Annotated in this window: 20 protein-coding genes and 1 other annotated feature; of the genes, 17 read left to right on the forward strand and 3 right to left on the reverse strand. The window is 33.7% G+C overall.

Annotation, left to right across the window (positions count from 1 at the left end; translation table 11 throughout):
- Positions 1–64: 64 nt before the first annotated feature.
- Entirely contained in the window at positions 65–676 is a 612-nt protein-coding gene (locus CN946_RS05465) for a GNAT family N-acetyltransferase (RefSeq protein WP_098860267.1), read from the reverse strand.
- 188 nt (positions 677–864) lie between these two features.
- On the opposite strand from CN946_RS05465, the gene ruvA reads away from it, so the two are divergent.
- From ruvA to yajC, 6 genes are all read left to right on the forward strand, one after another.
- The gene (gene ruvA, locus CN946_RS05470; protein ID WP_098860221.1) at positions 865–1,482 is read left to right on the forward strand and encodes a Holliday junction branch migration protein RuvA; all 618 of its coding nucleotides are present in this window, start codon (positions 865–867) and stop codon (positions 1,480–1,482) included.
- 5 nt (positions 1,483–1,487) lie between these two features.
- A complete protein-coding gene (gene ruvB, locus CN946_RS05475) occupies positions 1,488–2,489 on the forward strand; it encodes a Holliday junction branch migration DNA helicase RuvB (protein WP_098860222.1) in 1,002 nt (333 codons plus the stop codon).
- Positions 2,486–2,683 carry a DUF2905 domain-containing protein gene (locus CN946_RS05480; protein ID WP_098860223.1) on the forward strand — a complete coding sequence of 66 codons (198 nt, stop codon included), beginning with the start codon at positions 2,486–2,488 and terminating at the stop codon, positions 2,681–2,683. Before ruvB ends, CN946_RS05480 begins: the two co-directional genes overlap by 4 nt.
- Before the next feature lie 87 nt (positions 2,684–2,770).
- The gene (gene queA / locus CN946_RS05485) at positions 2,771–3,799 is read left to right on the forward strand and encodes a tRNA preQ1(34) S-adenosylmethionine ribosyltransferase-isomerase QueA (RefSeq protein ID WP_088013643.1); all 1,029 of its coding nucleotides are present in this window, start codon (positions 2,771–2,773) and stop codon (positions 3,797–3,799) included.
- A gap of 20 nt (positions 3,800–3,819) precedes the next feature.
- Positions 3,820–4,959 carry a tRNA guanosine(34) transglycosylase Tgt gene (gene tgt, locus CN946_RS05490; RefSeq protein ID WP_098860224.1) on the forward strand — a complete coding sequence of 380 codons (1,140 nt, stop codon included), beginning with the start codon at positions 3,820–3,822 and terminating at the stop codon, positions 4,957–4,959.
- A gap of 27 nt (positions 4,960–4,986) precedes the next feature.
- Complete coding sequence (gene yajC / locus CN946_RS05495; RefSeq protein ID WP_286133825.1) at positions 4,987–5,259, forward strand: preprotein translocase subunit YajC; 273 nt, start codon at positions 4,987–4,989, stop codon at positions 5,257–5,259.
- A 232-nt stretch (positions 5,260–5,491) separates the two neighbouring features.
- Here yajC and CN946_RS05500 read toward each other — a convergent pair whose 3' ends face one another.
- Positions 5,492–5,875: a TIGR04086 family membrane protein gene (locus CN946_RS05500; protein ID WP_069035161.1), complete on the reverse strand. Its 384-nt coding sequence runs from the start codon at positions 5,873–5,875 to the stop codon at positions 5,492–5,494.
- A gap of 224 nt (positions 5,876–6,099) precedes the next feature.
- Between CN946_RS05500 and CN946_RS05505 the strand changes: the two genes are divergently transcribed.
- On the forward strand, positions 6,100–6,750 hold the full coding sequence (locus CN946_RS05505) for a DUF421 domain-containing protein (protein WP_098860225.1): 651 nt from the start codon (positions 6,100–6,102) through the stop codon (positions 6,748–6,750).
- Between the two features lie 125 nt (positions 6,751–6,875).
- Here CN946_RS05505 and spoVB read toward each other — a convergent pair whose 3' ends face one another.
- Complete coding sequence (gene spoVB, locus CN946_RS05510) at positions 6,876–8,432, reverse strand: stage V sporulation protein B (RefSeq protein WP_098860226.1); 1,557 nt, start codon at positions 8,430–8,432, stop codon at positions 6,876–6,878.
- A 156-nt stretch (positions 8,433–8,588) separates the two neighbouring features.
- Between spoVB and CN946_RS05515 the strand changes: the two genes are divergently transcribed.
- The 10 genes from CN946_RS05515 to hisS all read left to right on the forward strand — a co-directional run bounded on the left by CN946_RS05515 (position 8,589) and on the right by hisS (position 20,598).
- Positions 8,589–8,867, forward strand: a complete 279-nt coding sequence (locus tag CN946_RS05515) for a post-transcriptional regulator (RefSeq protein ID WP_098860227.1) — start codon at positions 8,589–8,591, stop codon at positions 8,865–8,867.
- 103 nt (positions 8,868–8,970) lie between these two features.
- The gene (gene secDF, locus CN946_RS05520) at positions 8,971–11,208 is read left to right on the forward strand and encodes a protein translocase subunit SecDF (RefSeq protein WP_098860228.1); all 2,238 of its coding nucleotides are present in this window, start codon (positions 8,971–8,973) and stop codon (positions 11,206–11,208) included.
- 134 nt (positions 11,209–11,342) lie between these two features.
- On the forward strand, positions 11,343–12,254 hold the full coding sequence (locus tag CN946_RS05525; RefSeq protein WP_098860229.1) for a cation diffusion facilitator family transporter: 912 nt from the start codon (positions 11,343–11,345) through the stop codon (positions 12,252–12,254).
- 39 nt (positions 12,255–12,293) lie between these two features.
- Positions 12,294–14,645: a single-stranded-DNA-specific exonuclease RecJ gene (recJ, locus tag CN946_RS05530; protein WP_098860230.1), complete on the forward strand. Its 2,352-nt coding sequence runs from the start codon at positions 12,294–12,296 to the stop codon at positions 14,643–14,645.
- A complete protein-coding gene (locus CN946_RS05535; protein ID WP_098860231.1) occupies positions 14,645–15,157 on the forward strand; it encodes an adenine phosphoribosyltransferase in 513 nt (170 codons plus the stop codon). The genes recJ and CN946_RS05535 overlap by 1 nt, the downstream gene beginning before the upstream one ends.
- A 162-nt stretch (positions 15,158–15,319) precedes the next feature.
- The gene (locus tag CN946_RS05540) at positions 15,320–17,515 is read left to right on the forward strand and encodes a RelA/SpoT family protein (protein WP_098860232.1); all 2,196 of its coding nucleotides are present in this window, start codon (positions 15,320–15,322) and stop codon (positions 17,513–17,515) included.
- Positions 17,516–17,530: 15 nt separating this feature from the next.
- Entirely contained in the window at positions 17,531–17,971 is a 441-nt protein-coding gene (gene dtd / locus CN946_RS05545) for a D-aminoacyl-tRNA deacylase (protein ID WP_098860233.1), read from the forward strand.
- Between the two features lie 132 nt (positions 17,972–18,103).
- On the forward strand, positions 18,104–18,283 hold the full coding sequence (locus CN946_RS05550; protein WP_098428364.1) for a hypothetical protein: 180 nt from the start codon (positions 18,104–18,106) through the stop codon (positions 18,281–18,283).
- A 509-nt stretch (positions 18,284–18,792) separates the two neighbouring features.
- The gene (locus tag CN946_RS23310; RefSeq protein WP_088013656.1) at positions 18,793–18,966 is read left to right on the forward strand and encodes a hypothetical protein; all 174 of its coding nucleotides are present in this window, start codon (positions 18,793–18,795) and stop codon (positions 18,964–18,966) included.
- Positions 18,967–19,037: 71 nt separating this feature from the next.
- Positions 19,038–19,265 (forward strand) — a binding site (T-box leader).
- Between the two features lie 67 nt (positions 19,266–19,332).
- The gene (gene hisS, locus CN946_RS05560; RefSeq protein ID WP_098860234.1) at positions 19,333–20,598 is read left to right on the forward strand and encodes a histidine--tRNA ligase; all 1,266 of its coding nucleotides are present in this window, start codon (positions 19,333–19,335) and stop codon (positions 20,596–20,598) included.
- Positions 20,599–20,616 lie beyond the last annotated feature (18 nt).

Genomic DNA, 20,616 nt, shown 5'->3' on the forward strand with positions numbered 1-20,616 from the left:
GGAATTTGACTCTGGTCAATCCGTAATGATTAACTAAATATAAAAAATAATCCACAAAGGTGATTTATTTTCCTTGTGGATTTTTTGTGTTTTTATGGTTCAAGTCATTTTTTCGATCTCGAACTTCCTTTTCCTGAGTCCTTTCCCATTCACTTCGCAAAATTGAATAAACATAGGTATCATGCGCTGTACTTCCTTGTATTAAATACTCGCGGAGTAGACCCTCATTCGTAAATCCTATTTTTTCAAGGAGTTTTTGGGAAGGGAGATTTTCTGGATAAACGATTGCTCCAATTCGATTTAGTTGAAGAACATCAAATCCATATGATAATAATGCTTTTAAAGCTTCTGTCGCAAAACCTTTTCTCCAATAGTCTGGGTGTAGTTCATAGCCAACTTCTGCCCTTTTGTTTCGTTCTTGGTAGGCAGTAAATCCACATGTTCCGATTAATTTGTTTGTTTCATTATCAATCATCCCCCAACGGATGCCATTTCGTGTTTCATACATTTCTCTAAAATAATGAATTACGTCCAATACTTCACTACTATTTTTTAGTGCATCTAGTCCATAATATTTGGTGACATCTTCTCTTGATAAAATATTGAACATCCGATTAAGATCAGTGACTTTAATTTCTCTTAAATAAAGTCTCTCTGTAGTTAGAATTGGAAACATGTTCAAATCGAATGGCCTCCCTATGGTTAAGTATCGAGCTTTTAAATTTTTGCTATATTTATTAGTCATTTTAAAATGAATTTTTTAGTTAAATCATATGTATAAAATTTTTATTTTCGACAGCCGACTATTTTTTTCCTTCTTCTATCTATGGTACAATGGAATACATGTAAAAAGGGGAGAAAACCATGTACGAATACATAATTGGAAAGATAGATTGGGTTGGACCAGAATATATTGTAATTGATCACAATGGAATGGGTTATCAATTATTTACACCTAATCCATATGTTTTTAGACCTTCAAATGAAATCTTAAAAGTTTATACTCATCATTATGTACGAGAAGATGTTATGATGTTATATGGTTTTAAAACATTAGATGAACGTACTTTATTTCAAAAATTGTTAAGTGTATCAGGAATCGGTCCTAAAGGTGCCTTGGCAATTGTTGCGACTGGAGAGCCAAATCAAATTGTTCATGCGATAGAAGAAGAGGACGAGGTATTTTTAACAAAATTTCCTGGTGTTGGTAAAAAGACAGCAAGACAAATGATCCTTGATTTAAAAGGAAAACTTGAAAAAGTCTTTGGAGCAGTTCAAGTCGATTTATTTACTGACCTAGATGCTATTGAGGAGAAAGAAAGTGCAGCATCTTCATTAGATGATGCAATTGAAGCTTTAAAAGCATTAGGCTATGCGGAAAAAGAAGTTAAAAAGATCGTACCGTTATTAAAGAATGAAAAACTTTCAACTGATGAATATATTAAAAAAGCACTTCAATTACTATTGCAAGCTAAGAGGTGATGAAAATGGATGACCGAATTTTATCAAGTGAAAGTAGTGGCGAGGAATTTGATCAAGAGCTTTCACTAAGGCCTCAATCATTAAGGGAATATATAGGGCAAGATAAAGTTAAAAAGAATTTGCAAGTTTTTATTGAAGCTGCAAAAATGCGAAATGAGTCTTTAGATCATGTTCTATTATACGGTCCTCCTGGATTAGGTAAAACCACTTTAGCAGCGATTATTGCGAATGAACTAGGTGTTGGATTCAAAACGACTTCAGGACCAGCGATCGAGCGTCCTGGAGATTTAGCAGCTATTTTGACTTCACTTCAACCAGGTGATGTATTATTTATTGATGAAATTCACCGACTGCCTCGAACAGTGGAAGAAGTACTTTACCCAGCAATGGAGGACTTTTTCTTTGATATCGTAATTGGCAAGGATGCAACTGCTAGGTCGGTAAGAATTGAGTTGCCTCCATTTACATTAATAGGTGCAACAACTAGAGCAGGTCTTCTTTCTTCACCGCTTAGAGATCGTTTTGGAGTATTAAATCGGTTAGAATTTTATACAGTTGAACAGCTAGCATTGATCGTTAAAAGAACAGCAGAGTTATTTGGAATGGAAATTGAAAATGACGCTGCTTTAGAGGTAGCTAGAAGGTCACGAGGTACACCTCGAATTGCAAACCGTTTATTACGAAGAGTTAGAGATTTTGCTCAAGTTCAAGGGAGTGGAATTATTACCTTTGAAATAGCAAAAGACTCTTTAATTCAAATGCAGGTAGATGAAGCAGGTCTAGACCATATCGATCATAAATTGTTACTAGCTATTATTGAGCGATTTAAAGGCGGTCCTGTTGGGGTTGATACGATTGCAGCTTCGATCGGGGAAGAGTCCCAAACGATTGAAGATGTATATGAGCCATATTTACTTCAAATTGGATTACTACAGCGGACTCCTAGGGGACGAATTGTTACTGATTTAACATATAAACATTTCGGGTTGCAGGTGCCGGAGCAATGATTGATTTGTCAAAAATTTTAATTACATTAGGAATTATCTTATTAGTTGTTGGATTGTTTATTCGATTTATAGGGAAACTTCCAGGCGATATTTTTATAAAAAAAGGAAATGTATCGTTTTACTTCCCGATAGTAACATGTATTATCATAAGTATTTTACTTTCACTTATTTTTTCACTATTTGGGAGAAAATAAATGAGTAGGAATAAATAGAGTTTGGAAAAGGGAATTGTGGATAACCTCCCTTTGTCCTTACTCCTGAATTTTATGAGGTGTATAGAAATGGATGTAAATTTATTTGATTTTGATTTACCTGAAGAATTGATTGCTCAGACTCCTTTGTTGGACCGAGAAGCATCGAGACTTATGGTATTACATAAAGAGTCTGGGAATGTAGAGCATAAGCAGTTTCCAGATGTGTTAGATTATTTACAAGAGGGCGATTGTTTAGTTTTAAATGAAACAAAAGTCATGCCTGCTAGATTATTTGGTGTGAAAGAAGATACAGGTGCCCAAATTGAAGTATTATTACTTCAACAAGAAGAGCAGGATGTATGGGAAACATTAGTTAAGCCTGCTAAAAGAGTAAAAGAAGGTACAATCATTTTATTTGGTGATGGCAGATTAAAGGCTGAATGTGTAGGTTCTAGTGATCAAGGTGGAAGAAAATTAAAATTCCAATACGATGGGATTTTTTATGAGATCTTAGACCAACTAGGTGAAATGCCGCTTCCTCCATATATTAAAGAAAAATTAGAAGATAAAGATCGTTATCAGACTGTATTTGCAAAAGAAATTGGTTCAGCTGCGGCGCCTACGGCAGGTTTACATTTTACAAAAGAACTCTTGGCTAAAGTTCAAGAGAAAGGTGTAAAGTTAGCATTTATTACATTGCATGTAGGTTTAGGTACATTTAGACCAGTAAGTGTAGAATCTATTGAAGAACATGATATGCACTCGGAATACTACTATATGTCTGATGAAACGGCTAAACTGTTAAATGAAACGAAAGCAAACGGTGGTAGAATCATTACTGTTGGAACAACTTCTACTCGTACAGTTGAAACGATTGCTACAGCTAATAACGGTAAGTTTGAAGGGTCTAGTGGTTGGACGTCTATCTTCATTTTCCCAGGATATAAATTTATGGGAATTGACGGGATGATTACGAACTTCCATTTACCAAAATCAACTCTAATTATGCTGATTAGTGCTTTAGCTGGAAGAGAACCAGTTTTATCTGCTTATAAAGAAGCAGTAGATCAAAAATATCGCTTTTTTAGCTTTGGCGATGCAATGTTAATACTTTAAGAATTGAAAGGAATCGAAAAATGACAGCAATTCGTTATGAACATATTAAAACTTGTAAGCAAACAGGTGCGAGATTAGGAATTGTCCATACTCCACATGGTTCATTTGAAACTCCAGCATTTATGCCTGTTGGAACTTTAGCCACTGTTAAAACAATGTCTCCTGAAGATTTAAAAGCAATGGGGTCAGGTATTATTTTAAGTAATACTTACCATTTATGGTTAAGACCTGGTCATGAGATTATTAAAAAAGCTGGTGGCTTACATAAATTTATGAACTGGGATCGTGCAATCTTAACAGATTCAGGAGGTTTCCAAGTATTTAGCTTAAGTCAATTCCGAAAAATTGAAGAAGAAGGCGTACATTTCAGAAATCACTTAAATGGCGATAAATTATTCCTCTCACCTGAAAAGGCGATGGAAATTCAAAATGCATTAGGTTCTGATATCATGATGGCGTTTGATGAATGTCCACCATACCCTGCTGAGTATGATTACATGAAACGTTCAGTTGAAAGAACTAGCAGATGGGCAGAGCGTTGTTTAAATTCTCACCAAAGACCAGAGGATCAAGGATTATTTGGTATTGTACAAGGTGGAGAATACGAAGAACTTCGTAAACAATCCGCTAGAGACTTAGTTTCTTTAGATTTCCCAGGCTATGCAATTGGTGGATTATCAGTTGGTGAACCAAAGGATGTAATGAATAGAGTTTTAGAATTTACGACTCCTTTACTACCAACGGATAAACCAAGATATTTAATGGGTGTAGGTTCTCCTGATTCATTAATTGATGGCGCAATTCGAGGAGTGGATATGTTTGACTGCGTACTTCCAACGCGTATCGCTCGAAATGGCACATGTATGACAAGTGAAGGGCGATTAGTTATTAAGAATGCAAAATATGCAGAGGACTATTCTCCACTTGATCCTAAATGTGATTGTTATGCATGTAAAAACTATACAAGAGCATATATTCGTCATTTAATCCGATGTGAAGAGACGTTTGGAATGCGATTGACTACTTACCATAACTTACATTTTCTGTTACAATTAATGGAACAAGTTCGCCAAGCAATCCGCGAAGACCGTTTAGGTGATTTCCGAGAAGAGTTTTTTGAACAATACGGTTTTAATAAGCCGAACGCTAGGAACTTCTAAAATTTACATATTGAAAGGAAGATTAAGATGGGTAATGGTTTAATGGGGATTTTACCTCTAATATTAATGTTTATAGTTTTCTACTTCTTACTAATCCGTCCACAACAAAAGCGTCAAAAGCAAACTGCTAATATGCAAGCTGGAATTAGCAAAGGCGATATGGTTGTAACAATCGGTGGATTACACGGTTTAGTTGATGCTGTTAACGAAGAAAATAATACAATTACTTTAAAAACTGCTGATGGATCACGTATGGTATTTGAAAAAAGCGCAATTCGTGAAACAAGAACACAAGCTTAATTTTAAAAATTGTATCGTAAGAAACGCTAGTTCCATTTTGGAAACTAGCGTTTTGTTTATTTTATAAGAATTTTAAATTAAGCCTCAAGGAATTTAAAACACTCAAAAAAGTTGATTATCAGACTGATTGCAAGCGTTTGTCATTCGAGGCGCGAAGTTACCTTAAACGGTTATGAGCACCGCGCAGGCAGCGAAGCAACGAAGAAAGCGAGCGTTTTCGGGCAGTGTCTGATTATTTATTATAAGATTTATTACTTGCAGCGTTCACTCCAAAAATTGACCCTAACATACAAACCCCTAAAAAGATCCCATGATACATTATTTGTTCCTGTGAAAAAGTTCGGTCATAGCCAAGAAACTGTACAAAAAATACAAAAATAGAATACGCTCCACTCGTTAATAAACCAAGAATCCAACCCTTTTCTTTCCCTTTCGCTCCTGTAACAAAACCACCAATTAACATAACGATAAATGATAGGATAAGTGTTGTTGTTGTAACACTTGCTTCTGTAAGTGAAGTTAGTTTAAGTAATAATGATAAAATCAAACTAATTGACAATACTAATAATAGAATAGTTAAAAAGCCAAAAGAGACAGCTACAGCTGTTTTTTTCATTCATATTTCCCCCTTGTACACTCTTTTAATACAAGCATATTCATGAGATGAATTTTTAGAATACTTATAGAGCAAATAGAAATAGTAAAATTATGAACAAAATTCTACTATTATTTTCTTTATGAAAAATTAGTTGTATTTGGACTCATATTTACAGGTATTAAGTGATAACTGAAGAACATGTTTTTTAAAATCAACAAGTTTTGGATGTGAGGGTAAGTAAAATGGAATTAGGTTCTATGACGATTCGTACCATTTTAATTTATTTAATTATTGCATTTTTCTTTCGGTTAATGGGTAAGAGAGAAATAGGAGAGTTAAGTTTATTAGATTTAGTCGTTTATATATTGTTAACTGAAATAGCAGCCATCGGTATCGAAAACCATGATGATCCGATCGTAAAAGTAATCTATCCAATGTTTTTAATAGTCGTTATCCAAATAATTTTTTCTTTAATTTCGCTAAAAAGTGTTAAATTTAGAAAAATATTAGATGGACATCCTGTATTAATCATTAGTAAAGGTAAAGTTTTAGAGAAAGAGATGAAAAAACAGAGATACACGTTTGACGACCTATTACTCCAACTTAGAGAGAAGGATATTGGAGATGTACGGGATGTTGATTATGCATTACTAGAACCTACAGGGAAATTATCAATATTTAAAAAAGAAATAAACGGTGACATAAATTATAGTTCACTCACATTTCCATTAATATTAGATGGGATCGTACAAGAAGATAATTTAAATCAGTATCATAAAGATAAACAATGGTTATTAGAAGAGTTAAAAAAACATGGTTATGATGAATTTAAACAAGTATCTTATTGTAGCTTACGAGGCGGAGAAATATTTTTTGATAAGAAAGATGAATGATGAAGGATCTAGAGTTAACAATATCCTGCGGTGGAAATTAACTAACATATACATATAAGAAAATAAATAAACCACAAAGTACATTAATTACTTTGTGGTTTTGTTTTGGGCTATTCTATTGTCAATTATCTTGTAATTAGCTTTTTAAAGAATGGGATTCGGATGATCTCATCTTTCTTAACTAGGTTAAATAATAGAATTAATAAGATATACATTAATGTAACAACAGAAATACTTGCCAAGGTTTGTACTAATAATGAAGTTGAAAAAACTACGTATTCTTTGATGAATTTTCCGACATAAATACAAATTCCTAAAATCATTAAACAATAAACATAATCTTTAACAAAAATTGAAAAGTTGATCGCCTTTAAAACAGTGAAATAGTGAAGAACTGTTATCGTTACAATACTAATATTCATAGCTAAGGCAACACCGTTAATACCGAACTTTGGATTTGTAGCTAGTAATAAAATACTAGCGATTTTAACGACTGAACCGACAAAGCTATTAATCATAGCTGAATTTGCAAGATTAAGTGCCTGCAATACAGCTTGTAGTGGTCCCTGGAAATAGTAAAAAATAAAGCAAGGTGCTAAAAGTAATATAAAATTCGTAGCTTGGTCACTTTTATACATTAGTGTTAAAATCGGGGAAGCAAATACGTATAAAATGACAACGGACCAACCACCAGCAATCATTGAGTAGCGTAGTGCTTGCTGCAATCTTCTTTCAACAGTTACACGATCTTTTTTGGCCATTGCTTCACTAATCGCTGGCACAAGTGAAGTAGATAGTGCATAAGTAATAAACGCTGGTAAAAGTAATAGAGGTAAAGCGTAACCTGCAAGTAATCCATATTGTTTAGTTGCAACAGCTGCGGTTACCCCTGCAATCGCTAAACTTTGTGAGACAACGATTGGTTCTAAAAACATTGATATTGAACCAATTAAACGACTTCCAGTTGTTGGTAGTGCAATACTTAATAGGTCGCTAAGCGTTTTTCTTCCATCTTTAATATTGTTCTTAAATCCTGAAATGAACTTTGCATTTTTTTCTTTCTTAAAAACATAAAGCATATAAATTAAAGAAGCTAATTCTCCTAATACAGAAGAGATAATGGCGCCACTAGCGGCAAATTCAACTCCATATGGTAAAAAAGTTTTAGTACAAACTGCAACTAGTACTATACGAACAACTTGTTCAATAACTTGGGAAAAGGAAGAAGGTCGCATATTCTGTACGCCTTGAAAATATCCTCGTAAAACTGATGAGATTGCGATAATTGGAACAACTGGAGCGATGGCAATTAATGGGTACATAGTCCTTGCGTCCGTTAATAAGTTTTTAGCAATGAAAGGGGATAAAAAGATCATTGCTGTTGTAAAAATAATACTTAATATGCCAGTTATTGACATTGAGACAGCTAAAATCTTTTTTATCCGATCTTGTCTATTTTGAGCAACTGCTTCTGCAATTAATTTTGAGATGGCAATTGGTAGGCCAAGCTGTGTAAGCGTCATGACCAAAAATAGTGTCGGGACTGCCATCATAAATAATCCTACGCCTTCTTCACCCATAATTCTTGCTACAACAATTCGATTAAAAAATCCTAATATTCTTGTGATGAGCCCTGCAATAAGTAAAAAAAACGTTCCTCTTAAAAACGTTTGCTTTGTCATTATTTTTACCACCTTCTCAAACAGCCTAGAATGATTTACAATTATATATATGCTAGAAATGTAGGCAAGCATGACAAGTTAGTTCAACATCTAGTAAATGAATATGAAGGTCTAAAATCATTTTTCTAAAAATACAGAAAATTAGGGGGGAAGAGTATGTCGACTTTTCATCAACAAGCTGCAGAATTTAAACCTAAGCTACAGGTAGTAATTGAAAGTAAATTGGATGAATTTAGAATGCTTGGATTCGATACTGTCAGTGAGGATGAATTATGGGAATGCCTCGAAAGAACCATATGGCGAAAGAAAGAGGATGAACCAAAGCTTTTTCAACTGGTAGAAGACATACTCTCATTAACTGTAAACGATTATATGAATTATATTCGAATCGAAGCATTTAAATCACCTACTTGGCAGTTTGGGGAGTCAGTTTAACCATTAATTGACAATAAAAAAATTGCATTTGTATAATATAAGAATGAAAACATACCATTTTAAGTACTAGAACTTGAACTAGTTAGAGGAGGAAATTCACAACATGGTGAAGCGTAACAGAATTGTTGCCTTCTTTTTAATTATTGCTGTATTAGCAGCAGTAATCGGCACAACTGTATTTGGTACCGCAAAAAATATTAAGCTTGGTCTGGATTTACAGGGCGGGTTTGAGGTGCTTTACAAAGTTAAGCCAATTAAGAAAGGCGACAAAATAAACAAAAATGTTTTAGTAAGTACAGCAAAAGCTCTTGAAAAACGTGTAAACGTTTTAGGAGTAAGTGAACCAAACATTCAAATCGAAGGGAAAGATCGTATTCGTGTACAATTAGCTGGTGTAAAAGATCAAGCTAAAGCACGTGATATTCTTTCTACGGAAGCGAACTTAACAATTCGTGACGTAAATGATAAGGTTCTTATGACTGGAGCGGATTTAAAAGAAGGCGCTTCAAAGCAAACATTTGACCAAATGGGTAAACCTAGTGTATCAATCACATTTAAGGATGCTTCTAAGGTTAAAGATGTTACAACTAAAGTATTAAAAATGGGTGCTCCAAATAATATGATGGTTATTTGGTTAGATTTCAAAGAAGGACAAGACTCTTTCAAAAAGGAATCTGCAAAAGCAAAACCTAAATTCTTATCAGCAGCTAGTGTAAATCAAGTATTTACCGACGATTCACTTTCTATTGTTGGTTCTACTTTCACAGTTGAAAGTGCAAAAGAACTTTCAGATTTATTAAATGCAGGGGCTCTTCCAGTTCACCTTGATGAAATGTATTCAACATCAATCGGTGCAAAATTTGGTACAGATGCTCTTCATGAAACGATCTTTGCTGGAATTATTGGTGTAGCAGTAATTTTCTTATTTATGCTTTATTTCTATCGCTTACCAGGTTTAATCGCAAGCATCATGTTAATGGCATATACTTATGTAACATTACTAGTATTTGACGGCATGAATGCAGTATTAACACTTCCCGGTATTGCGGCATTAATACTTGGTGTTGGTATTGCGGTTGATAACAATATTATCACTTTCGAGAGATTGAAGGACGAGCTTAAACTAGGAAAATCAGTTGCATCTGCGTATCGTTCAGGTAATCAGCGTTCATTTGGAACGATTTTTGATGCTAATATTACAACTCTACTTGCTGCTGTAGTATTGTTCTCATTCGGTACAAGCTCAGTAAAAGGATTTGCAACAAGTTTAATTGTAAGTATTTTAGTAAGCTTTTTAACTGCAGTATTCGGTACTCGTTTATTACTTTCTTTATTAGTTCAAAGTCGTTATTTAAATAATAAGAAAACATGGTTTGGTATTAAACAAAGTGAAATTCTTGGTTTAAATCATAACCTAGCACATCCTCCTACAAAATATGATAAAGTCGATTTTGTAAGCGTAGGTCGAAAATTTGTTTATTTTTCAATCGTTACAGTAGTTGTAGGGGTTATTATACTTTCTATTTTCCGATTAAATCTAGGAATTGATTTTGCAAGTGGTACACGTGTAACATTTGAATCAAAATCAGCAGTTACAAAACAAGTTGTTAATGATGAAATTTCAAAAATGAACTTGAAGCCTGAAAGTATTACTATTTCAACAAATGATGCAAAAACAGGTTCAATCGTATTTAAAGGCGTATTAACAAAAGATCAAATTAATGATTTGAAAAAAGATTTTACGACTAAATTTGGGGTAGAACCAAACGTAAGTACTGTTGATCCAGTTGTTGGTAGAGAATTAGCAGGTAATGCCATTAAAGCATTGATTATCGCGTCAGCAGGTATCATTCTTTACGTATCATTACGTTTCCAATTCTCATATGCAATTGCTTCAGTAATTGCCCTACTACATGATGCATTCTTCATTGTTGTAGTGTTTAGTATTTTTAGATTAGAAGTAGATATTACTTTCATCGCAGCGGTTCTAACGATTGTTGGTTATTCAATTAATGACTCGATCGTAACATTCGACCGAGTTCGTGAAAATATGAAGCTTAAGAAGAAAATTCGTTCTAGAGAAGAATTGAAACAAGTTGTAAATGAATCAATTCGTCAAACTTTAGGCCGATCTGTTAAAACAGTTCTTACTGTACTATTAGCAGTACTTGCATTGCTTTTATTCGGAAGTCATGCAATTCTTAACTTCTCACTTGCATTATTAATAGGTTTAGTTGTTGGAACATATTCTTCAATCTTTATCGCTTCACAAATTTGGTTATTTATTAAAGGTCGCCAACTTGATAAAAACCAAGTAATTGATGTTGAAGAAGCTAAATAAATTAAAAAGAGTATAAGCTCATGCTTATACTCTTTTTTGTATTAAATTCATTATGATTTGAAGATACTAATATAATGTGTTAATAATGATAAGTGTATTTTTTAGAGTTAGAAAAAGGGAAGTAGGTAAAGTATATGGAACAAGAAGAGCGTTATAAGGAAGCCAAGAAAGGGGCTTATATTGGAATATATGGAAATTTACTTCTAGCAATTGTTAAAGCAATTATCGGATATATTGGAAACAGTAAAGCGTTAATGGCCGATGCAGTACATTCAGCGTCAGATGTGGTCGGTTCGATAGCCGTTTTATTTGGTTTAAGAGCTGCGAAAATGCCACCGGACGAGGATCATCCTTATGGCCATGGTAAAGCTGAATCAATCGCTGCAATTATTGTTGCCGTACTTTTATTTATCGTTGGAATTGAAATAACTAAATCCTCTATAACTGCGTTTTTTAAGCCAGTTCATCCACCAGAGTTAATCGCTTTATTAGCTGCTTTTATATCTATATTTTTAAAAGAATGGATGTTTCGTTATAAATATGCTTTAGGGAAAAGGTTAAATAGTGACGCAATCATCGCTAATGCATATGAACATCGCTCAGATGTATACTCATCTGCTGCAGCTATGATTGGTATTGGTATTGCAATTCTAGGTACTAAATTTAATATGCCAGTACTATTATATGCAGACCCTGCAGCTGGTCTTATTGTAGCAATTATGATTTTAAAAATGGCCTGGGATATTGGAGCAGAATCAATACATACGACAATGGATCATGTCCTTCATGAAGAAGATATTGAACCATATAAAGAAATCGTTAGGAACGTAGAAGGTGTTAAAGAAATAAATTCTCTCTATGCAAGGGAACACGGCTATTATGTCATAATCGATATAAAAGTCTCAGTAGATCCATATATAACGGTTGAAGAAGGACATAAGATCGGTAAAAATGTTAAAGCAAAGTTGATGGAACAAAAAGATGTGGAAAATGTATTTGTCCATATTAATCCATATAATGATAAAAATAACTCTTTCATCCAATAAGTTTACTTTAGTATAATAGTACAGTTAGGGGTGAGAGTATTGTTAAAGTCAAAAGCACGTTGGAAACCGAAATTATCGAATCACCAAGAAGAGCAATTATTAAGTAAAGAATTACAGATTTCCCCTCTATTAGCTAAGCTACTTGTTACTCGTGGATTTAATACAGTAGATGCAGCAAGTAAGTTTTTATATGAAGATCAAATGAGCTTTCATGACCCGTTTTTATTAGAGGGTATGGATATTGCAATTGACAGAGTATTTCAAGCGATTGAAGAAAATGAAAAAATATTAATTTTTGGCGATTATGATGCAGATGGAGTTAGCAGTACTTCAGTATTGTATTTAACATTAATCGAACTAGAAGCAAAAGTAGATTTTTATATACCAAATCGTTTTACTGAAGGGTATGGTCCAAATAAGAATGCATTTAAATGGGCGAACGAACAAGGTTATTCATTAATCATTACTGTAGATACGGGTATTTCTGCAGCTGAGGAAGTTAATTTTGCAAATGAACTAGGTATGGATGTAATTATTACAGATCATCATGAACCACCAGAGGAATTACCAAACGCTATTGCAATTATTCATCCAAAGCTAAGTCCTAGCTACCCTTTTAAAGAATTAGCAGGTGTAGGAGTTGTGTTTAAATTCGCTTCCGCATTATTAGGTAGGGAGCCAGAGGAATATTTGGAACTAGTTTCTATTGGGACTGTTGCTGATTTAGTACCTTTAGTTGATGAAAATCGACTAATCGTAAAAAAAGGTGTAAGGCAACTGAAGCAAACTAAGCGTGAAGGTTTAAGAGCTCTTTTAGAAATTAGTGGAACTACAACAGATTCAATTACGGAAGAAACAATTGGATTTGCAATTGGTCCTAGAATTAACGCAGTTGGTAGACTTGGTGATGCTAAGCCTGCAGTAGATTTAGTTTTAGAAAATGATAGAGCACTTGCTAAAAAAAGAGCAGAGCAAATTGAAATCCTAAATAAGGAACGACAAGAATTAGTTTCACGTATGACAGAAGAGGCAATTAAGCAAGTTAATGAACTTGATTCATCTTGTTCAAATAAAGTGATTATTGTCGCAAAAGAAGGCTGGAATGCAGGAGTAGTTGGAATCGTTGCTTCGAAATTAGTTGATCGTTTTTACAAACCAGTAATTGTTCTAAGTATTGATCACGAAAAAGGAATAGCAAAAGGTTCTGCGAGGAGCATTGAAGGTTTTTCTCTATTTGAAAACTTAACAAAATGTAAAGATATTTTACCTCATTTTGGAGGTCATACTCTTGCTGCTGGTATGACATTGGCTATTGAAGATGTCGAGCTATTGAGACATCGTTTAAATGAATATGCAGATCTAATTATGACAGATGAAGATTTTATCCCATTAAAAGAAGTCGATTTAAAATGTCAGGCTAGTGAAGTTTCAATCTCATTTATTAAAGAATTAAATATGCTAGCACCTTTTGGTATGCATAATCCAAAACCTGTTTTAGAAATTAACGAGGTTGATGCTCTAAATATTAAACAAATCGGTAATGAAGGTGCACATCTTAAAGTACAACTAAAAGATGACGTTACATTCCTTGATGCTGTAGGGTTTGGATTTGGACATGTTGCGAATGAAATTGCAAGTGGATCAAAAATATCATGCTTAGGAATGGCTTCTATTAACGAATGGAATGGTAAACGAAAGCCACAGTTAATGATTCATGATATTAAAGTAAATCATTGGCAGTTATTTGACTTAAGAGGTCAAGAGCCACATCGATTAACCTTACCTCATACCGAAGAAAAATTCATATTTTTACATCAATCAACAAATGAATATGAAAATTTAAAGACTAAATATCCTATTTCTACGTTTGTTGCATATGAAGATGTACTAAACTTAGATATTAATATACAAAATAATTATGTGATTCTACTTGATTTACCTAATTCTGAAAATGATTTGAAAGAGGTTTTTCGAAAAGGGTTATCAGAACGGATCTACTTAATTTTTAATCAAGAAGAATTACATTTCTTCTCACCAATTCCGAGTAGAGAAAGTTTTAAAAAATTCTATTCAATCTTAGCTAATACCAATCCATTTGACATGAACATGTATGAAGTGGCATTATGTCGTAAGATGGGATGGAAAAAAGAACAAGTCGATTTTATGACAAAGGTGTTTTTTGATTTAGAATTTGTTACAATAGAGGATGGGAAAATTCGTTTGTTGCCACAAACTGAGAAGAAAAATCTCTCTTTATCTAATACGTATGCAAGAAAATTAGCTAGTATTGAACTAGAACGTTTGTTTCTGTACTCAAAATGTGATGAATTAACTACATTTTTTCAAAATATGAAAAGTCATTTTTCCGAAAATGGGGAGGCACTTATTTAATGAATTTAAAAGATTATATAACGGTCGTACCAGACTGGCCAAAAGAAGGCGTTCAGTTTAAAGATATTTCATCATTAATGAATGATGGAAAAGCTTATAAAGAAGCAACTGATCAAATCGTAGCTTATGCGAAAGAAAAAGATGTTGATTTAGTAGTTGGACCAGAAGCTCGTGGATTTATCGTTGGTTGTCCAATTTCTTACGCTTTAGAAATAGGTTTTGCACCTGTTCGTAAACCAGGTAAATTACCTCGTGAAGTGATTAGCTACAACTACGATTTAGAATATGGTACAAATACGTTAACAATGCATAAAGATGCTATTAAACCAGGTCAACGTATTCTGATCACTGATGATTTATTAGCTACTGGTGGTACGATTGAAGCTACAATCAAACTAGTTGAAGAATTAGGTGGAATTGTAGTAGGAATTGCTTTCTTAATTGAGCTTTCTTACTTAGAAGGTCGTAAAAAATTAGAAGGCTATGATATATTTACACTAATGACATATTAATTTTTAACATATGATAATGTTATCCAAATAGGGTACTCTGATTAATCAGAGTGCTCTTTTTCTATCAAAGATCTGCAAAAAAAAATGGAATTTGACGACTCCTGCTTTACAAAAAACGAAATTTTCATGATAATAAAAGAAATAATGATTTAAGGTGATTAGATGGCTACTGAGCAAGTTTTGACAGCAGAACAGGTTTTAGAGCAAGCGACCCATTATTTAAAAGAAGATGATGTGGCGTTTATTAAACGTGCTTATGAATATGCTCGTGACGCACATAGTGAGCAATTTCGTAAGTCAGGTGAACCATATATTATACACCCGGTTCAAGTAGCAGGTATCCTTGTTGGCTTAGAGATGGATGCTACAACCATTAGTGCTGGGTTTCTTCATGATGTAGTAGAGGATACTGAAGTATCTAAAGAGGACTTAGAGAACCAATTTGGTAAAGAAGTATCTATGCTTGTAGATGGTGTAACAAAGTTAGGTAAAATCAAGTTTAAATCGAAGGAAGAACAGCAAGCTGAAAATCATCGCAAAATGTTTGTAGCGATGGCACAGGACTTGAGAGTAATATTAATTAAATTAGCCGATCGCCTTCACAATATGAGAACGTTAAAACACTTACCTCAAGAAAAACGTATGCGAATTGCAAATGAAACGTTAGAAATATTTGCACCGCTAGCTCATCGACTAGGGATTAGTAAAGTAAAGTGGGAGCTTGAAGATACAGCGTTACGCTATTTAAATCCACAGCAATACTATCGAATCGTTAACTTAATGAAGCGAAAAAGAGCAGAACGCGAGCAATATTTAGAAGAGGTTATTAACGAAATCACAACTCAACTTGAAGATGTCGAAATTAAAACAGAAATTTCTGGACGCCCTAAGCATATTTATAGCATTTATCATAAAATGGCTAAGCAGAATAAACAATTTAACGAGATCTATGACTTATTAGCTGTACGTGTGATTGTTAATAGTATTAAAGATTGCTACGCTGTATTAGGCGTTATTCATACATGCTGGAAACCAATGCCAGGTCGATTTAAAGATTATATTGCAATGCCTAAGGCAAATCTGTATCAATCTCTTCATACGACTGTAATTGGTCCAAAAGGTGAACCACTGGAAGTACAAATTCGTACTCAAGAAATGCATCAAATTGCTGAATATGGTGTTGCAGCACACTGGGCATATAAAGATGATAATGCAAACCTTCCTTCACAAAAAACGTTAGAAAATAAATTAAGTTGGTTCCGTGAAATTATCGAATGGCAAGATAATTCTACAAATGCAGAAGAGTTCATGGAATCAGTAAAAATGGACTTATTCTCTGATATGGTTTTTGTATTTACTCCAAAAGGTGATGTTTTTGAATTACCACTAGGATCTGTTCCAATCGATTTTGCTTACCGAATTCACTCTGAAATCGGAAATAAAACAATTGGTTCAAAAGTAAATGGGAAAATGGTACCACTTGATTATAAACTTAAAACCGGTGATATCGTTGAGATTATGACATCGAAGCATTCATATGGACCTAGCCAAGACTGGTTAAAAGTCGCTCAGTCTTCACATGCTAAAAATAAAATACGTCAATATTTTAAAAAGCAAAGAAGAGAAGAGAATGTTGAAAAGGGCAAGGAATTAGTTGAAAAAGAAATTAAAGCTCTAGAATGTGATTTAAAAGAAGTATTAACGTCTGAAAATTTAAAACGCGTCGCAGAGAAATTTAATTTCTCTAATGCAGAAGATATGTATGCAGCGGTTGGATACAATGGAATTACTGCAACACAGATTGCTCACCGTTTAACAGATAAATTCCGTAAACGTACTGAAATTGAGCTAGAAGACCGATTAAAAGAACTTTCTTCTGATCTTAAAAAAGCTCCATCACGTCGTAAAGATGCTGGAATTTCTGTAAAAGGTGTAGATAATTTATTAATCCGTTTATCAAAATGCTGTAATCCTGTACCTGGTGATGATATTGTTGGTTATATCACAAAAGGCAGAGGAATTTCAGTTCATAGAAGCGATTGTGTAAACATGTTAAATGATAGTGAAGAAGATCGCTTCATTGAAGTTGATTGGGAAGAAAGCCCTACGTTTGAACGTGATTATAATGTTGATATAGAAATTTTCGGTTACGATCGTCGCGGCCTTTTAAATGAAGTTCTTTCAGTAGTAAATGAAACAAAAACAAATATCTCTTCAGTAACAGGAAAAAATGATCGAAATAAAATGGCAACTATTACAATGAGTTTGTCTATTCGTAATATAAACCACCTGCAAAAAGTAGTGGATAAGGTTAAACAAATTCCAGACATTTACTCTGTGAGACGTATTTTCCACTAATAGGAGGTGCCACTTATGAAAGTATTATTACAGCGCACAAAAGAAGCAAAGGTCGTAGTGGACGGACAAGTAGTAGGTCAAATACCTAAAGGGTTATTATTGTTAGTCGGAATAACGCATGAAGACACTATAGAAGATGTTAAATATTGTGCTGACAAAGCAGTTAACCTAAGAATTTTTGAAGATAAACTCGGAAAAATGAATTTTTCATTAAATGATGTAGGTGGCAAGATTCTATCCGTTTCTCAATTCACCTTATATGGAGATACGAGAAAAGGTAGACGTCCAAGCTTCACAGATGCAGCCAAGCCAGAAATCGCAAATGAATTATACGAATATTTTAATTCATATTTACGTGAACAAGGATACGAAGTACAAACAGGCATTTTTGGTGCAGATATGGATGTAACATTTACAAACTGGGGACCAATTACAATTATGATTGAAAGTAAATAAGCCAATCTTTAACCTCCTTTTTCAAAAAGGAGGAATTTTTTTTGATAGAATTAATTATTAAAATAATAACTTCATTTAGCGAATATACTGAAGTACACGGGTTCTTATAAAGAATTTATAGGAGGTTGCTAATTGGACATAATTACAATCGTGTTAATCCTTATTGCTGGTGTAATTTTGTTTACAATCCTCAAAAGTTTCTTTAAAGCACTTTTATTTGTTATATTAATCATCCTAGTTTATTACGGATTAATCTATTTCATAGACGGATCAGTTGAAAGCATTCAATCTAGTTTAAGAATATTTCATTAGACCATGGTGTGCACCATGGTTTTTTTAGTTGTAATGAGAATGTCGGATGTAGTAAATAATAACTAGAATGGCAAATTAAAACGTGGGATCGCAATTAAAACTCAGGAATCACAAATAAAAACCGAGAATAACAAATAAAAACGTGGGATCGCAATTAAAAATCAGAAATAGCAAATAAAAACCGAGAATAGCAAATAAAAATCAAGAATCACAATAAAAATCAGAAATCGCAAATAAAAACTGTTATTCACCATTAAACTTAATAGATTTATGAAATTATCAATAAAATCATCAAATTGTACTAAATAAAATCTACTTTCAATAAAATCCACACCAAAACTACTTAAATTTAATCAAATTCCACCTCATTTTATCTGAATCCATAGAACCAATTTAAATTGCTTAATCCAGAATAAAACTTGCCTAAGTTCAAAAAAGTATTTTAATTGTTTAATCCATTAATTATTTGGACATCCTATATAACAACATACTTGGAAGGAGACTGCAGCATGAGAATAAATAACCGTAATAGTCTAGGATCAGGTAGAAAAGGTGTCTTGAATATGGATTTTCATGAGTTTCAAAATAGGGGACAAGAATCCAATTCATTAGAGATGGCAAGTGAGTTTGGTTTAACTTTAAGAGAAGTGCGCGATTTAAAAAGACAGTTGGAGCGTTCGTAAAAAATTTTTAACTGTTCTTGACATTTTTTGTATCCGAACGTAAGATATTAAATAACATATTGATACATAGTAACATTCCATAGACGGAGAAAAGTAGGATAGGATCTCTTGTAGAGAGAGGAAGTGCCGTGGCTGAGAGCATTTCCACAAGTAGACTATTTGAAAGACACTCCCGAGGCTTTATTCTGAACGATTTCTAGTAAGGATAAACGTAATCGGCGTTAACGATGAAAGTGGGAGAACAGTTTATTGTTCTTCAATTAGGGTGGCACCACGGGCTTATAACTCTCGTCCCTACTGTTTTTATTTCAGTAGGCACGAGGGTTTTTTGTATTTATAAAGGTTTATTATTTAGGAGGATTTACAATGTCGATTAATATCCCAAGAGGTACTCAGGATCTTTTACCTGGTACGATTGAAAAATGGCAGTATATTGAAAAGTTTGCAAGAGAGTTATGCAAACGATATAACTATAACGAAATTCGTACACCAATCTTTGAACATACTGAATTATTCCAACGTGGTGTTGGAGATACAACGGATATTGTTCAAAAAGAAATGTACACATTTACTGATCGTGGAGATCGTCAATTAACATTACGTCCAGAAGGAACTGCGTCAATCGCTCGTTCTTATGTTGAAAATAAAATGTACGGAAATAGCAATCAACCTACTAAGTTGTACTATATCGGTCCTATGTTCCGTTATGAACGTCCACAGGCTGGTCGCTATCGTCAGTTCGTACAATTCGGTATCGAAGCTTTAGGTAGTAACGATCCTTCAATCGATGCAGAAGTATTAGCGCTATCAATGGAATTATATCGTGGTCTTGGATTGAAAAATGTTAAGTTAGTACTTAATAGTTTAGGTGACTTAGAAAGCCGTAAAGCACACCGTGAGGCGCTTGTGAATCATTTTAAACCGGTAGCACATGAGCTATGTAATGATTGTAATAATCGTTTAGAAACTAATCCATTACGTGTTTTAGATTGTAAAAAGGATCACGATCACCCTTCGATGAAGACAGCACCATCGATTTTAGACTATTTAAATGAAGAATCTATGAACTATTTCGAAGCCGTTCAATCTTACTTAACAGCTATGAAAATTCCGTTTGAGATCGATGCAAATTTAGTACGTGGTTTAGATTATTATAATCACACTGTATTTGAAATCATGATAGAAGGTAAAGGATTCGGTACAATTTCAACTTTAAGTGGTGGTGGTCGCTATAACGGATTAGTTGAAGAAATCGGCGGTCCTAATACTCCAGGTATTGGTTTCGCATTAAGTATCGAGCGTTTAATATTAGCTCTTGAAACAGAAGGAATCGAACTTCCAATTCAACAAGAAATGGATGTATTCCTAATTGGACTTGGAGAAGAAGTGAAAAAAGAAGCGACGGCTATTTTATATCAATTGCGTAAAGCTGGTCTTGTTTGTGAGAAAGATTACCAAGATCGTAAAATAAAAGCGCAATTCAAAGCAGCGGAACGTTATAAAGCAAAATATGTAGCGGTTCTAGGTGAAGAAGAATTATCTCGTGGAGTCATTAATTTAAAAGACCAAGAGACTGGTGTACAAGAAGAAGTTGCATTAGACATCTTTGTAAAATACGTAAGCTCTAAATAAACAAATGGGGGAATTGAA

This window comes from Bacillus sp. AFS053548 (assembly GCF_002575105.1).
Taxonomy (GTDB): Bacteria; Bacillota; Bacilli; order Bacillales; family Bacillaceae_G; genus Gottfriedia.